This is a genomic window from Arcticibacter tournemirensis (genome assembly GCF_006716645.1).
Taxonomy (GTDB): domain Bacteria; phylum Bacteroidota; class Bacteroidia; order Sphingobacteriales; family Sphingobacteriaceae; genus Arcticibacter; species Arcticibacter tournemirensis.
In genome coordinates, this window is the sequence record NZ_VFPL01000001.1 from 2,487,807 (window position 1) to 2,504,300 (window position 16,494).

The 16,494-nt window shown below is 42.9% G+C and carries 11 protein-coding genes; 5 read left to right on the plus strand and 6 right to left on the minus strand.

Annotated elements, in window-relative coordinates; genetic code table 11:
• Positions 1-181: 181 nt before the first annotated feature.
• Together BDE36_RS10385 and BDE36_RS10390 are read left to right on the plus strand one after the other, a co-directional pair.
• Positions 182-1,510 (plus strand): glycoside hydrolase family 2 TIM barrel-domain containing protein, encoded by a 1,329-nt coding sequence (locus tag BDE36_RS10385; protein WP_141814798.1) that lies wholly within the window; start codon positions 182-184, stop codon positions 1,508-1,510.
• Positions 1,507-5,313, plus strand: a complete 3,807-nt coding sequence (locus BDE36_RS10390) for a glycosyltransferase (RefSeq protein ID WP_141814799.1) — start codon at positions 1,507-1,509, stop codon at positions 5,311-5,313. Before BDE36_RS10385 ends, BDE36_RS10390 begins: the two co-directional genes overlap by 4 nt.
• Here the strand turns inward: BDE36_RS10390 and BDE36_RS10395 are convergent, their stop codons facing one another.
• Positions 5,314-7,020: a glycoside hydrolase family 26 protein gene (locus BDE36_RS10395; RefSeq protein WP_141814800.1), complete on the minus strand. Its 1,707-nt coding sequence runs from the start codon at positions 7,018-7,020 to the stop codon at positions 5,314-5,316.
• A gap of 120 nt (positions 7,021-7,140) precedes the next feature.
• Positions 7,141-8,412, minus strand: a complete 1,272-nt coding sequence (locus tag BDE36_RS10400; protein ID WP_141814801.1) for an Hsp70 family protein — start codon at positions 8,410-8,412, stop codon at positions 7,141-7,143.
• Between the two features lie 289 nt (positions 8,413-8,701).
• On the opposite strand from BDE36_RS10400, the gene BDE36_RS10405 reads away from it, so the two are divergent.
• Together BDE36_RS10405 and BDE36_RS10410 are read left to right on the plus strand one after the other, a co-directional pair.
• Positions 8,702-10,018, plus strand: coding sequence for a Gfo/Idh/MocA family protein (locus BDE36_RS10405; protein ID WP_235904224.1), 1,317 nt, complete (start codon positions 8,702-8,704; stop codon positions 10,016-10,018).
• A gap of 31 nt (positions 10,019-10,049) precedes the next feature.
• Complete coding sequence (locus BDE36_RS10410; protein WP_141814803.1) at positions 10,050-10,919, plus strand: sugar phosphate isomerase/epimerase family protein; 870 nt, start codon at positions 10,050-10,052, stop codon at positions 10,917-10,919.
• A 121-nt stretch (positions 10,920-11,040) separates the two neighbouring features.
• Here the strand turns inward: BDE36_RS10410 and BDE36_RS10415 are convergent, their stop codons facing one another.
• The 4 genes from BDE36_RS10415 to BDE36_RS10430 form a co-directional block, all read right to left on the minus strand.
• Positions 11,041-11,466 carry a VOC family protein gene (locus BDE36_RS10415; protein ID WP_141814804.1) on the minus strand — a complete coding sequence of 142 codons (426 nt, stop codon included), beginning with the start codon at positions 11,464-11,466 and terminating at the stop codon, positions 11,041-11,043.
• 82 nt (positions 11,467-11,548) lie between these two features.
• The gene (locus tag BDE36_RS10420) at positions 11,549-12,445 is read right to left on the minus strand and encodes a helix-turn-helix domain-containing protein (RefSeq protein ID WP_141814805.1); all 897 of its coding nucleotides are present in this window, start codon (positions 12,443-12,445) and stop codon (positions 11,549-11,551) included.
• Between the two features lie 9 nt (positions 12,446-12,454).
• Positions 12,455-13,453: an aldo/keto reductase gene (locus BDE36_RS10425; RefSeq protein ID WP_235904222.1), complete on the minus strand. Its 999-nt coding sequence runs from the start codon at positions 13,451-13,453 to the stop codon at positions 12,455-12,457.
• A gap of 653 nt (positions 13,454-14,106) precedes the next feature.
• Positions 14,107-14,343 (minus strand): hypothetical protein, encoded by a 237-nt coding sequence (locus tag BDE36_RS10430; RefSeq protein ID WP_128770572.1) that lies wholly within the window; start codon positions 14,341-14,343, stop codon positions 14,107-14,109.
• Between the two features lie 184 nt (positions 14,344-14,527).
• Between BDE36_RS10430 and BDE36_RS10435 the strand changes: the two genes are divergently transcribed.
• A complete protein-coding gene (locus BDE36_RS10435; protein WP_141814807.1) occupies positions 14,528-16,480 on the plus strand; it encodes an alpha-1,4-glucan--maltose-1-phosphate maltosyltransferase in 1,953 nt (650 codons plus the stop codon).
• Positions 16,481-16,494 lie beyond the last annotated feature (14 nt).

The window sequence follows — 16,494 nt, forward strand, 5'->3', positions numbered from 1 at the left end:
GCAAATATGCAAATTATCCATCAGGTAAGGAGGGTTCTATTAAATCAACAGCGAACAGATTACCTCTTTCTCTGTAAGCGCAGGCCGTGCCGGTTTTTATAATTGTTGCATTGTTCTGAACCATTATAATTTGATTGCGTAGAAAAGAAAATTGAACTATAATTACTATATTATAACCCGTATGACCAGATTGTTTGGACGCGAACTTCTGCACAACTTTTTTTGGATTTTAACTTTAACAATTGTTTTAGCGGGTTGTGTAAGAGTAAATGTGCAAAACAAGGAGCAAAAGGTATCCATAACAAAAAAGGAATCCGGATTTGATCTGTATAAGGATAATAAGCCTTTTTTCATTAAAGGGGCTGCCGGATTCACCTATATGGATATATTAGCCAGGTCTGGTGGAAATGCAATAAGAACATGGGATGCAGATAATATAGCCGCCATTTTAGATAGTGCCCGTAAACATAATCTTGTTGTAATGATAGGCTTATATGTTGTTGATCCCGAAAAGGATCACTCCTTTTATAAGCAGCCTTCAAAAGTGAACAGACAGTTCAGGACGATAAAGAGTATTGTAAATAAATACAAAGATCATCCTTCTGTACTCATGTGGTGCGTTGGTAATGAACTTAATTTTCCAAATCCCCTTATTCCCGATAAATTCTATCCAGCATATAATAATATAGTAAACATGATTCACAAGGATGATCCTGATCATCCGGTAACAACTGCTGTGTTAAATTTTAGCAGGCGGATGATCGTAAGTCTGAAACTGCGGTGTAATGTTGATCTAATATCATTTAACATATTCAATAACATAACTCACTTAAAGGAGGATTTAAAGAAATTTTCGTGGTTTTGGAACGGACCATACATTGTAAGTGAATGGGGCGTAGATGGTCCCTGGGAGGGCACTGAAAAAACGATCTGGGGTACGCACATTGAAGCTACAAGTACAAAGAAGGCCGAAATTTATTCTACAAGATATTCTGTGCACATGCCCCTTGATGATGATAGATTTTTAGGATCATTTGTTTTTTACTGGGGGAATAAACAAGAGACAACCCAAAGCTGGTTCAGCCTTTTCGACAAAAACGGATGTCCTTCGGAAGCCGTTGGAACAATGCAGTATTTATGGACCCAAAAACAACCTCCTCATCGTGCCCCTCAAATTAATTACATGCTTGTTAATAATAAAGGGGCAAAAGACAATATATTGCTTTCCACCAACGAACGAGCGTTTGCAGACGTTTCGCTCCTCCAACCCGACACAGCCATTAGTAAGGTGGTATGGCAGATTATGCAGGAAGACTGGTTTAAAAAAGGATCAGCCAGCAATACTACTTATTTTAAATCACTCGATGAATTGATTTTATCTTCAAATGGGCTTAGATTGAACTTTATCGCCCCCCGGCGGGAGGGCCCTTATCGGATCTTCGCTACTATATATGATAAATATGGTAATTTTTCTACTTGTAATACACCTGTTTATGTTTTAAGCAAATGAAGCAGGAACCAGATCCGGTTAAATCGCCCTCAAAAAGAGAGAAGTTCACTTTACGCCTGATGATCTTTTTAGGTCTCATAAGTATGGGTTTTTTCTTCAGGAGCTTGTTCGATCCCTCTGTTATCTCAAATCCTTTCTTGTATTGGATGCTCGCCATCGGCCTGATATTCAATTGTCTGACCGTACTTCATGAGTGGTATCATTACTATAGCATTGTAGTCCCGGAAACTCCGCCGAAAACAAAAGTATATACCGTTGATATCTTCACTACATTTTGTGCCGGTGAGCCTTACGAGATGATCGAGGAAACACTCGTTGCAATTCAAGCTATAAAATACCCTCATAAGACTTATTTATGTGACGAAGCTAATGATCCATATCTGATAGATTTATGTAAACGTCTTGGAGTTAATCACGTTACGCGTACAGTAAAGATCAATGCTAAAGCTGGAAACATCAATAATGCATTGAAGCAGTCGGATGGCGAATTATGTGTGGTTCTGGATCCGGACCATGTACCCTTTCCCGGTTTCCTTGACCCGATAGTATCTCACTTTAATAATCAGGAAGTTGGATTTGTCCAGATAGTTCAGGCCTATAAGAATTATAACCATGGTTTAATCGCCAAAGGGGCCGCACAGCAAACTTTTCAGTTTTATGGACCGATGATGATGACCATGAACAGCTATGGCACAGTACAGGCGATCGGTGCTAACTGCACCTTTCGGAGAACAGCTTTGGAATCTATAGGAGGGCATGCAGCCGGTCTTGCCGAGGATATGCACACCGCAATGCAGCTACACGCCAGGGGCTGGAAATCGGTATATGTGCCGGCGGTACTTGCCAGAGGTCTGGTTCCTACCACATTGTCTGCTTATTATAGTCAGCAGCTCAAATGGTCGCGCGGTGTATTTGAGTTATTGGTCGCTACTTATCCAAAACTATTCAGGAAATTTACCTGGCGGCAAAAGCTTCATTATTTCACAATTCCGTTCCACTACCTCTCGGGATTAATCTTCCTGATGAACTTTTTAGTACCCATCATAGCGTTGACATTTAGTATCAGTCCGGTAAATCTGGATCTCAGGGACTTTTGCTTTATTGGTTTACCGCTGCTTACTGCCATCGTTTTGATCAGGCATTTTGTGCAATGGTGGGTTATGGAAGACGAGGAACGGGGATTTCATGTTGTTGGAGGGCTTCTTATGATCGGCACATGGTGGATATATATACTTGGCTTGTTCTATACCATAGTAAGGAAAAAGGTGCCTTATAATCCTACTCCGAAGGACGGTAATGAAGCAAATAACTGGCCGCTAAATATTCCAAACCTTTGTGTAATAGGATTATCTCTTATTGCTATTGTTTACGGTTTATACAATGACTATAACCCCTATAATCTTGCCATGGCTGGTTTTGCGCTGATCAATTGCTTTATTATGTTTTTTAACATCATTGCAAGCAGGCAAGTCCAGTTTCGTCATATCAGAAAATATCATCCTTATCTTGACAGGGTTATGTACCAGGTTCACCTTTTAAAAAGCGTATTCTGGGTAATGAGGCGTCGTATCTATAGCGGAATACGAAGTACAGCCCTGCTCATTACCATTTTGGCCACCTGCATTATCCTTTATTTCCTGAATACCGGCCATCCGGAACGGGAGTATGGTTTCAAAGGACTTAAACCTGCGGACCTGCTTTACGGAATCTATTACCCACAAGGTACAAACGGAATAAGCTCAGTTCGCCGGGTGAAACAGTATCAGGAACAATACCACCACGGAGCATTCGATATTATATCATTATATATTTCCTGGGGAGACCAGAAGCAATCGTATTTGCCTGAAGCTACAATAGATTCTATCTATAACAACGGCTCAATTCCGATGATTACATGGGAGCCATGGCAAACGCTGTTTGATCATAATGCAGCCAGCCATGAGAGTGATAAAGAAAACAAGGTGTTTTCACGAATATTACACGGCGACTATGATCAATACATTCATAAGTTTTCAATGCAGCTTAAAGCGCTGAATCGGCCAGTATACCTAAGGTTTGCACACGAAGCAGATAATCCATTTTATCCGTGGTCTGTAACAGGTGGCAACACTGCTTCTGAATTTAAGGATGCATGGAAGTATGTTCATAACTATTTCAGTAAAAATCATATTTATAATGTAATATGGGTTTGGAATCCCTGGAAACCGGGTGCGGTTAATGCTTTTTTCCCAGGTAAACAATATGTTGACTGGATTGGTGTAACGAATCTGAACTACGGAAAAAAAGCAGGAGGGAAGGGTTGGTTTACCATGGAGGATATGTATGCCCAATTTCATAACAGCCCGGTGTTCAGAAGTGGCGTTCCTGTAATGCTGGCAGAAATGGGTTCTTCCAGGACCGCCGATAGACAAAGTGAGTGGTTCAAAAAAGCCCTTAACTCAATTAAAGCGAAATTTCCGGAGATCAGGGCGCTGGTTCTGTTTAATAACAAATCCGATCTTAATATACCCAGCGGCTCCAATTCGGGTAAGATTGACTGGACTATTTCTGACCCAAATGCCCTGAAAGAGCTTCTTCATCGTGATGGTGAATCCAATATGCAAGTCTCCGCATTATCATCAGTTCCTGTGCGCAGAAACAGAGTCCGCGATCTAAACAATGCCGGCTTCTTTAGGGGAGTAAAAGGCGTGAATTACACCAAAGGCACTTCCTGGCACAAGAGTCATAGTCCTTTCAGAAAAAAAGAGCTAATCCATGACTTTAAAGAAATAAAACAGTGTGGCTTAAATGCCATTATGTATTACGGCCCGTCGATATACGACCGGAATATATTGAGCGCAGCTGGAGAGTTGGATATAAATATCCAGTATGGATTTTGGATATCTGATCAGTTTGACTTCGTTCAGGATAAAAAGCAGCTGGATAAGCTGTCCAAAGACATATTATCTACAGTATCAGATCTGAAAAGCAACCCAAATATAATTTCCTGGAAAATAGGCAATCCTGTATTGCAAAGGCTGGCAGTGCATTATTATAAGCCGATGCTGATCTACCAGCAGGAGGCTTATCTGACCTGGATCGGAAAGTTGATGCAGGCGATGAAGAAGGAGGATCCTTCCAGAATTATATCCCTTGAGATGGAAGTTAGCCCTGATCTTCCCAGTGTAATTGAAATGACAGAGAGTTACGTGCCATTTGTTGATTCATATGGGCTTATCCTGCCGGATATTACTACAAATAATAGTGACGATATAGTCAAACAGCTTCATGTTCCTTATTACTTAAGTAAAGCAAACGTTAATAGTTATCTTGCTCAGGAGCAGGAAACTACCGGTTTCTTTATTTCCAGCTGGCAGGATGAGGAAACATCAGACCGGGCTCTGTTTAGCGGATTAAAGGATTTGCCTGGTAGAAATAAACCAGAGTTATATAGACTGAAGAATCATTTGCTGGGTTCGGCCATACCTGGTATGCCGCTGATAAAAATACTTCGGCCCGCCGGAGCTACAGACGTCCGTTCAATGCGGACATATCATGCGGTTGTTTTCATAAACAATAAATGGAAACTGTCCTCCGAACTGCCCGAATGGAAATATGAATGGCGGCTGGTTAAAAACAATAAATATCGTGAACCTGTTTCGGTGAAGTATTTAGGTGAGGGGAACTTCATAAGAATCAGTATCCCCGAAAACCCGGAGTTTTACAAACTGCATTTATCAGCATACCGGGACGGGAAAGTAGTAACGGTATCGTCGCCGCTAAATACACCGTTATATGAAATGATGAATGAACTGAAGTTTTAATCAGTTAGATAAAGCTTCAACAAAATTTTCAAACGTTGTTTCGCTGATGCCCCAGTCGGGCGCGGGGATTTTACCCCAAACCTTAGGGTTATCCGCCTGATTAAAATAACATACTCCGGCAATGATGTTGCTTTTTCTGATAGTGAAGGCGGCGTCCTTAAGCCAGTTATTCTGGAATGATTCAGATCCCTTTACACCAAATTCAGTGATGAAAAGAGGCTTATCCACCAGTCGCATTCTATAGCTTTTACGTTTAAAGATTGTCGAAAACGACTCTTGTAGCCGGGGATCTGTAATGTTCTTATCCGGAAGCCCGTAGATTGCTATGCTCGTATAATCAACCACGTCGTCTCCAGGCCACCACTCAAGAGACCCTCTGTCGCCTGCTGGTCCCCACACCCTGCGTATGTTTTTAAGATGAGCTCCGAATCGCATAAAATACCGGTATGCTTTTATATATGTAACAGGGTCCTGGCTTTGCCATGGATAACGCATTGTAGGTATTTCCATTTCGTGGGCAAATCTTAAAAAAACAGGATGTTTCGCTCTTGAAATAATACGGTATGTTGTTTCGATGATTGGATCATACATCCCTTTAACCATATCCTTCAAAACATCTCTGCTGGTTGGCCATCTTTTTCCTCTCCATGGTTCGACCGTTATTATCATCGCTCTGCCCCTTGAATTGATACTGTCGATCTGTCGTTCGAGAGTTCCGTCTTCAATAGCGCCCCAATCAGCAAATAAATGTTCAACCGATACCGCTTTTTCATTGATAAGCAATTTTCGGGGATCGTATACGCCAATTAACATTCCGCGATCAGTATTTTTCAATCCCGATACCTGGGGGGCTGCTTCTTTTTTTAAAGGCTGTATACTATGCCAGTCATCCCCAATAGTTTTAGCCGCAATTTCAAAAAAAGCTCTGTTTTTAGCGTTTGAAGGAATCTTCTCCGAGCCCAAAACAATGATCGGTTTATAAATCATTCGCATGCGATGGATTTTTCTCCTGATCAATGTTGTAGTATTGTTTACAAGGGGGTAATTATTACATGCCCGTTCTGATTCTCCCAGAAGAGAGACACTGATAAGGTCGGCAAACGTATCTCCCGGCCAGTATTCGTCGGCTCCGGGATAACCAGCAGGCGACCATACTATTTTGATGCGGGGAAGAAGCTTTTTCACCAGTCCGGAAAAATGGCGGAAAGCTTTTATATATTCCACGGGCGATTGATATTGCCAGGGATATTTTTTTACAGGCACCTCCATATCAGGATTAAAACTCAATAGTACTTTATCCTGTACTCCGGACAGACCATCGCAAAGCTTTTTGATCTTGTCGTCGTATGCCCCACTAATTACATCCCCTAAAACATTTATCTGTTGATTTCTTTCGTTATATCCAGCCCAGGTTTCAACAGAGAGGACCGCGGTTTCATGATGTGATAAGGAATCAATCAAGCGATTGTTTTCAACCGTGTCCTGATCGGTATTCATCCATTGTAAGGAGTAATGGGCGATTGCGGGCATCGTCACATAAGACGAGTCGCTCCCGTGATAGAAGATACCCAGTGCCTGTTGTTTGGAATCTTTGATGATGATGTCTTTGCTCTCAGTCCTATTCTTAATAAAGACATGTCGTTTCGAATAAAGAACAACACCCATTAAAAAGAATAAAGATAAGTACAATGTATATCTTTTGCCCATTGCTGTTTAAATCTTAAAAATAGCGAAAAAACCATCAGCAAGAAGAAATTTAACATCGGTGTATGGTTCATAACTGATCCAAACAGAACGCTGTAATTCAAGACGACTTTGCTTCTGAAATTAAGACATGTTGCCTTGGTTATTAAACAGATAGCCGCTGTATGCCAGTCCGTTAGCAACGCTGATGAAGTTGTCTCCCGAATTAAGGGGAATATCCGGGAATTTCGATTTAAAAAGATTTCTTATTGCCGGAACCAGAGATGTTCCACCTGTAAGAAACAGGCAGTCAATGTCTTTTGCATTTATACCGTTTGTTGCCAGGAATTGATCAAGGTAATCGCTGATCCGGGTAAGGTCACTATTTATAATGCCTTCATATTCCTCTACCGAAATTAGCTCATTGATTTCAATGTTCGATTTAGAGTATGTGAAGTAGGAAGTGTGAAGGCTGGATAACGCAATCTTTGTTTGCTCAATTGCATGAAACACAGTATAACCCAGATTTTCATCTACCAGGGTGATCAGGTTTTTAAACTTAGGATCATTGTCAGAGAAGTAATAATAATCTTCTATCTCTCTCCTGATCCGGGCACCGTTAAAAAAATTCATCTTATCCCAGGAGCAAATATTGGAAAACAAGGATTTAGGGACAGTCAGATACTTGCCAGGTGCGACTTTATACCGCGTGTTCTTTCCAAAGTAAGGAGTTCCTTTTTCCCACATAAATGCCGAGTCAAAGCTGTCGCCACCGATGTAGATACCGCCGGTGCCCAGAAATTTGTCCTTTCTGTTTTGCTTTCCCGCGTTTTCGGGATCGAGTACGAGACAGGTAAAATCTGTTGTACCGCCGCCTAAGTCTGCCACCAGCACCGTCTTTTTCTGGAGAAGCGTTTTCTCGTAAGCAAACGCAGCCCCTATAGGTTCAAACTGGAAGCGCACCTGTTCAAAGCCCGCTATGTCAGCCGCTTTCTCCAGGCGGCTTTGTGCAAGACTGTCCTTTTGCATATTATCGTCATCAAAGAAAACAGGACGGCCGATAACGGCCTTGCGGCAGTCTTGCCCCGTTATCTTATCTGCCCGTGACTTCAATTCTCTGAGGATCAATGCCACCAGTGCAGGAGCATTGTATCTCTTTTTACCAATAAGGGTTTCCGTAAAGCTGCTTCTGGAAAGAATTTGCTTTACGGACTTGATAAAGCGCCCCCTCATTCCATCGTCGAGGTATGCAGAGATCGCTTCGTTGCCGATAACACAATCTTCACCCCGGCCTTCAGGGAAATAAATAAGAGAGGGGAGGATGATGGAATCAACGATTTCACCCTTTTCCTCATCAAAAATAGATAATGCAGAGTTTGTGGTTCCGAAATCAATGCCGTATAAAAACTTTTTCATCTAAATAGCAGGATGTAAACAGTGGCGGTTCGTTTTACCGGGCGGCGAAACTATGAAAAAAAAATAAAAGAGCAAGAATCATTTACGAAGTAGAGACCAGGTCGTTCGGATGTAGCCATAGATATAAATTGAGACAATTAGGCAATAGGTTGAACAAACTATATAACTCAGATTCTTTTAATTTGGCTATAAATAAAACCCAATAGTTAACCCGCTATTAAACCGTTACCAGCAATTATTACATCAATATTCTTTTTTTATGGAGAAACGACGAGATTTTATTAAAAAAATGGCTATTACATCGGCCGGAATAATGGCTGGCAATAGCCTGTTTGGCATGAGCGCTAAAAGCTATCGCAATATTATTGGCGCCAACGAACGCATAAACCTCGCCATCATCGGCCTGAATGGCCGCGGCTCTACCATGGCAGGCACTTTCGCGCGGCAAAAGAATGCAGAGATATCGACACTTTGCGACGTGGATACCCGAGTTTTCGTCAAAGCACTGAAATCTGTAGCCTCAAATAAACAAATAAGCGTCCCTAAAACCGAAGGCGACTGCCGCAAGGTGATGCAGGATAAGAATATTGACGCTATCTATATCGCCACGCCCGATCATTGGCATACGCCTCTTACCATTATGGGATGCCAGGCTGGGAAACACGTATATGTAGAAAAGCCACTAAGCCACAACCCGCATGAGGGCGAATTAGCTATTGCCGCTGCCCGTAAATATGACAGGGTGGTTCAAATGGGAGCACAGCGCCGTTCGGCACCGGTACTGACCGAGGGTATACAGCAGTTGCACGAAGGGATCATTGGCCGCGTTTACTATGCCAAAACCTGGTATACTAATGACCGTAAAGCTACTTTCCTGACCCCAGGTACAGCGCCTGCAGAGTTAAATTACGACCTGTGGCAGGGCCCGGCACCGCGTTTGGCTTATCAAAATGGGCTGATCCATTACAACTGGCATTGGTTTTGGCATTGGGGGACGGGCGAAGCGCTGAACAATGGTACCCACGAAGTTGATATAGCCCGCTGGGGATTAGGGGTTGATTATCCCGTAAAAGTAAGCTCCTCGGGCGGACGTTACGCGTTTAAGGACGATTGGCAAACCCCGGATACGCAGGTGGTGACACTAGAATATCCCGACAGGAAAATGATTATGTGGGAAAGCAGCAGTGCAAACGGGCGCAGAATTGAAGGTGATGAGCGCGGGGTTATTTTTTACGGCGAGAATGGAAGCCTGAGCACCGGGAACGACGCTTACAAGGTTTTCGACCTGAAGGGAAAGCTCACAAAAGAAGTGGCCTCCAAAGATAAGGAAGAAGCCATGCAGGGGCGTAATACAGCCACTGTCAGTTTGAGTCTGGATAGTATGCATGCAGCTGATTTCCTGGATGCAATACGTCAGAATCGCAAACCAAACTGTGATGTAGAGATTGGACATAAAAGCATAGTCGGTATGCAGCTCAGCAACATCGCCTGGCGAGTGGGCCGCGAACTGCATCTTGACCCCAAAAACGGTCACATCCTGAATGATCCGGAGGCAGAAAAGCTATGGAAACGCAGTTATGAACCGGGTTGGGAACCTAAAGTTTAATTGATAAAAACTAATATATCCATTTCGCAATATGATCCGTCACCTAATAAAAGGATTACTAACGCTGGGTCTGATAGCCGGTTTAGCTAACGGCCAGACCTTTGCCCAAAAACAACTATTCCCGGAAGCGCCGGGTATGGTTTCGTATACTTACCGAAATCAGTTTGCCCAGGATGTGCCCGGCACGCTGGACATCTTAAAAGGCCTCGGGATAACTGACATCGAATTTTCGAGCCTGTTTAAACAAACCCCTGAAGACTTGCGCAAAATGTGTGATGCAAGGGGCCTCAAATGTTCATCATACGGTGTAAGTTATGAAGATCTGGTAAATAAGACTGATGAAGTGGGAAAGGTAGCTTTAACCCTGGGCGCAAAGTATGTCAGGGTATCCAGTATTCCGCACAAAGGCGCTTTTACATTAGACAATGCTAAACAGGCAGTTGCCGATTTCAATAAGTCCGGAAAGCTGTTAAAAGATAAGTATGGCCTTACTTTCATTTATCATAATCATGGTTTCGAATATGAGCCTTACGAGGATGGTACGCTATATGACTATCTGCTGAAAAATACAGACCCCAAATATGTAGGCATGGAACTTGATATCCTTTGGGCATTTTTACCGGGGCAGGATCCGGCGCAATTACTGGCAAAATACGGAAACCGCTATAAAGCCCTCCACATGAAGGATCTGAAGAAAGGAGTTGAACGCGGCAGCCTTTCCGGTAGTACCCCGAAGGATAATGATGTGACTTTAGGAACCGGCCAGATTGATATTCCCGCCGTGATTAAAGCAGCGCGCAAAGCCGGCGTAAAACATTACTATATCGAGGACGAAAGCAGTTCAGCCCTTACACAGGTGCCTGAAAGCATAAAATATCTCCATGGCTTAAAAAAGGACTAAAGCAGTAAATAATACGCCTCTGCTTATAAAAGATGGAAGCCACGATGATTTACCACTCATTGCAGGATGACGGATGGCAAATTGAAGTGTGGTACCCGCCCCGTTTTTGATGGGGAGACGGTTAACCAGGATCAAACTCCACAATCCATTCAATGCCATATTTGTCCCTGAACATTGCTGCATAAGTGCCCCAGGGGCTGTCGCCAATAGGGCCTTCTACTTCTCCGCCGGCAGATAGTCCATTGAAAATATTATCTGCCTCTTCCCGGCTTTCGGCATTCACATATATCTTAGACCTGTTTTCATTTTCGCTTACGCGTCCCATAAATTCGGGAACATCATTGGCAATTAACACATTGTTCCTGCCAAGCGGTAAGGCGATGTACATTATTTTATTTGCTTCGTTTTCATCAACCTGAAATTCAGGACCCGCCAGATCCTTGTAGCGAATGATTTTTGTAAACTCACCGCCAAAAACTGATTTGTAAAAGGTGAATGCTTCTTCGGCATTGCCGTTAAAATTGATCCATGGATTGATTGCTCTCATAACGATGTATTAAAGTATAGACGCTACGCATAATCTGCTTTCGCTTCCTAAATATACGATAATATACGATGCAAAGTGCCTATCAGTTAAATGTTTGCCGGAATTCAAGTGGCGACAAACTGGTTTTCTTCTTAAAAAGCGTACTGAACGATTGTGCATGTTCAAAGCCTAGCGTATAGGCAATTTCACTTATCGATAAGTTTGTTGTCGAGAGTTTTTCCTTCGCCTTTTCAATGAGCCTCTCATGAATATGCTGCTGCGTGTTCTGCCCTGTATGCATGCGCAGCAGATCGCTCAGGTAGTTTGGAGACAAATTCATGAGTTCAGCGATGCGCTGTACCGTTAACAGTTCCGGTTGCCTTATCGTACTGCTGTCAAAATATTCGTCAACAAGGCGCTCAAATTTGGCAAGCAGATGATGGTTGTGATTTTTCCGGGTGATAAACTGCCGCTCGTAAAACCGATTGGAATAATTGAGCAGCAACTCGATTTGCGACAGGATGATCTCCTGAGTGTATTTATCAATATGCAGGCATTCCTTATCGATCTTGTTCAATATGGTAATAAGGTCATCTTCTTCTTCAGCAGAAAGATGCAGCGCCTCATTTACCGCGTAAGAGAAGAAGTTATACCGATTGATATTGTTTGCCAGGGGATGGGCCAGCAAAAAGTCGGGATGGAAAACGAGCAGGTAGCCTGATCCGCATTCTACGTTGTTCAGGTCGAGGTATTGTACCTGGTTAGGTGCAGTAAAGCTCAGAACCCCCTTGTCGTAATCGTAATGTTGCTGACCATATCGTACTTTACCTCTGGCTTCCCTTTTCAGGGCTACGCAATAAAATCTGTTCACAAAACCTTTCCATACATCATCTTCCAGGAAAACAGTTTCGTCGAGGTTAATCACACTTACCAACGGATGGCGCGGCTCGGGCAAGGAGAGAAATCGGTGAAATTCTGAGACAGACCTGATGGCATTCATAATGCTAATTTAATCAATTAACCCCATACTAAACTCATCGTAAGGATTACCTGTATCAGTACCAAGGGGCACAATGCTTTCGAGTTTCGACAGATCAGCTTCGTTTAGTTCAATTTCGCCAGCCGCTATGTTTTGCTCCAGATACTTTCTTCGTTTGGTACCCGGAATAGGGACGATGCCCTTATTTATAATCCATGCCAGCGCCAACTGTGATGCGGTTATTTTTTTCTCTTCAGCCATTACCTCAATGGCTTTAACCAACTCAATATTCCTGTAAAAGTGAGCCTCCTGGAAACGGGGAATTGCCCGGCGAAAATCATTTTCCGGCAGGTCATCGATGGTTCGGATCTGTCCGGATAAAAAACCACGTCCTAATGGCGAATAAGCGACAAAACCTATCCCAAGTTCCTTCAGGGTATTCAGTATGCTGCGTTCTTCTGCTGTACGCTCAAATAAAGAATATTCACTTTGTACCGCCGTAATGGGGTGTACTGCGTGAGCTCTTTTAACCGTTTCAGACGATACTTCCGACAGTCCGAGATAACCCACTTTTCCTTCCTTCACCAGCCCGCTCATCGCCTCAACGGTTTCTTCGATGGGCGTGTTTTTATCAAGCCTGTGCATATAGTACAGGTCAATATACTCCGTGTTAAGATTTTTAAGAGATCGTTCCACCGCTTTTCTTACATATTCTTTTTTGCCGTTAATCGCCCAGGTCACTTTGTTGTTATCATCTATTTCCCAGCCGAACTTTGTGGCGATAATATATTTGTCCCTGTTACCTTGTATTGCCTTCGCAATCAACTGCTCATTTTTGAATGGGCCGTACAAATCGGCAGTATCCAAGAAATTGCCACCTAATTCGAGCGATCGGTGAATGGTGGCAATAGCTTCCTGCTCATCTGCCTCTCCATACATATTTCCTTCTTCAAAACCTGTCATACCCATACAGCCCAAACCTATGATTGGTACAACGGGGCCTTCGCTTCCTATATTTATTTTTTTCATTGCCATGCTATTAATTTTAATAGTTCAAAGTTCGCTAAGAACACTTTAATGGCTGTATGCAAAGCCCTGAAAGTTGTATGCAAATCAAGGATGGGTTAATTCTTGAAGCGACTCCATCTTCAATTTAAGGTTACCAGCTTTCCTGATTTTATTAATTATCCTGGATACGGACAAAGGGAGAGGGAAGCAGAACCCAAAGTAACAATATAATCAGGTGAATGCCTGGGATATTTATTAGTCTTTTCCGTAAGAAGTAGTACATTGCATCTATTATAAACATTGTATGTTAAATCCTAAGCTTAACGAACCTCTATCGACTTCATGCGCTTTCTCTCGTTTATTTACCTCTTAGTCTACAACTTTACGGATTGATCCCAAGTATTCCGCTTGATCCTCTTTTTTTAGGACACCGAATTAATTAGAATCAAAAAAAAGGTCAGACACAATTAATATGTCTGACCCTACATCTACCTATGAAAAATGTTGCCTTGGGGCAGCAACAATTACTGATACAAATATGCACGCATCGCAGGTAGAAAAAAATGATCGTCATTTGAAAAAAACATGATCGTAATCATTAAGGGCATAAAAACAAAAAAACCGGTCGTTTTATATTAAAACTGACCGGCATGGAATCATCAAAAAGAGAATGTCTAGTCGTGTCCTTCTACTTTAACTATCTTATTATATATCCCCAGCAGCAAAAATGGTGCGGCCCATTGCCCAACAAATAATGCTGTATGTTTTTTGCCGAGGCATTTAAGGGTAAGGGAAACTCCCATTGATGCGAGAGATGCCCATAAAAATACATCAGACGGAACCTTTGCTGTCTGTTCTTCAATAGCTGTTGCTACTTTACCTTCGCTGTGTTGCGGATTGAAATTTGCCATAATCGTTTTTCTTATTAGATGTATTCTTTTAACATCACTATACAGATATTGTTGGCTGTTTTTTCATTTAATGGAAGATGGCACAACTTGATTCTGAATTGCTTCATTTAATATTCATTCAAACTTTTCAGTCTTAAACGGGGTTGTGAAAATAATACTTCATTAAAATTGAAAATCTACCTGTATGATTCAATCTAATGGCAGAAAGAGAGTTGTTATTTCCAACGTTTCCCCCCAGATAGAAGGCGGGCAGTATCCTGCAAAAGCAGTAGAAAATGAAACTATAACCGTTTCGGCTGATGTGTTCAGTGACGGACACGATGAAATAGATGCCCGGGTGTTGTTCAAGCATCAGGATGAACAGGAATGGAGCTCAGCGTCCATGGCCTTCACTGTAAATGACCGCTGGGTGGCTGTATTGAAGTTGGAAACCACGGGGTTTTATCAGTTTAAAGTTCAGGGCTGGGTAGATCATTTCACTACCTGGCAAAAAGGGCTTCAAAAAAAGTACGAAGCGGGACAGGATGTAAACGTAGAACTTCAGATAGGAGCCGGTCTGATCCGGCAAGCAGCTGAATATGCAGCTGACTCCGATAAGGTTGAATTGTTAAATTACCATGCCGGGTTGCAGACGCAAGGCGACACTGCCTCAGCAGTATTGACGGCTCTAAGCGGGGAGCTGAGTGCGGTAATGAGAAGGTACAGGGATGAAGATCTTGTAAGCACATATCCTCAAACCATGTTGATAGAGGTTGAAAGGAAGAAAGCAGCATTTAGTACATGGTATGAACTTTTCCCGCGTTCAGCAGCTCCCGAGCCGGGTAAGCACGGTACCTTTAACGATGTTAAAAAATTGCTGCCAAGGGTTGCGAAGATGGGCTTCGATGTATTGTATTTTCCTCCTATACATCCGATCGGCGAAAAGAACCGCAAGGGGAAAAACAATACCCTGACGCCGGGATCGGAAGATCCGGGTTCGCCATGGGCAATAGGCAACCGTACCGGCGGACATAAAGCGATTCATCCTCAGCTGGGCACTCTTGCTGATTTTAAGAGCCTTGTAAAAGAGGCCAAAAAGCTCAATATTGAGGTTGCAATGGACATCGCATACCAGTGCGCGCCCGATCATCCCTATGTTAAAGAACATCCGCAATGGTTCAGGTGGCGGCCCGACGGGTCTGTTCAATATGCAGAGAACCCTCCCAAGAAATATGAGGATATTCTTCCGATAAACTTCGAAACGGAGGATTGGGAGAACCTTTGGAAGGAGCTGAAAAGTTTGGTGGACTACTGGATCGCTCAGGGAGTGACTATCTTCAGGATCGATAATCCGCATACCAAGGCTTTTTCCTTCTGGGAATGGATGATCCGTGAAGTTAGAAAGACCAATCCCGATGTTATATTTCTGGCAGAAGCCTTTACCCGTCCTCTGCTCATGGAAAGGCTCGCAAAGGCTGGTTTTAACCAGTCGTATACGTATTTCACCTGGAGGAATACGAAATATGAGCTGGAAGAGTATATGAGGGAGCTGACCAAAACCGATATGCGATATATATTCCGTCCGAACTTTTGGCCAAACACTCCCGATATCCTTTCTCCTTTTCTGAGCTGGGGAGGGGAGAATGCTCATATCCTCCGGTTGGTACTGGCGGCTACACTTTCTTCGAGTTATGGGATTTACGGGCCGGTGTATGAGTTTTGCGTCAATACGCCCCATCCGGGAAAGGAAGAGTATACCGATAATGAGAAATATGAAATTAAGCACTGGGACTGGGATCAGTACACCCGCATAAAGGAGATAATCGCCAGAGTAAATATTATACGGAAAAACAACCCCGCACTGCACACTACCTGGAACCTTGAATTTGCAGAAAGTAGCAGTGATCAAATTATTTGTTACGGGAAGGCCGATCCCGAATCGAAGAATAACCTCATTGTAGTGGTTAACCTCGATCCTTATAATACTCATGGTGCTCACGTGAAAATACCCCTGTGGCAACTGGGTATCAGGCCCGGCGTTCCATATACAGTGCGCGACTTGTTAAGCGGAAGCAGGTACCGCTGGCAGGATGAGTGGAATTATGTTCAGCTTAATCCTTACGAAATGCCTGCGCATATTTTTAGAGTTGAACAATAAATCTAACCTGTTTT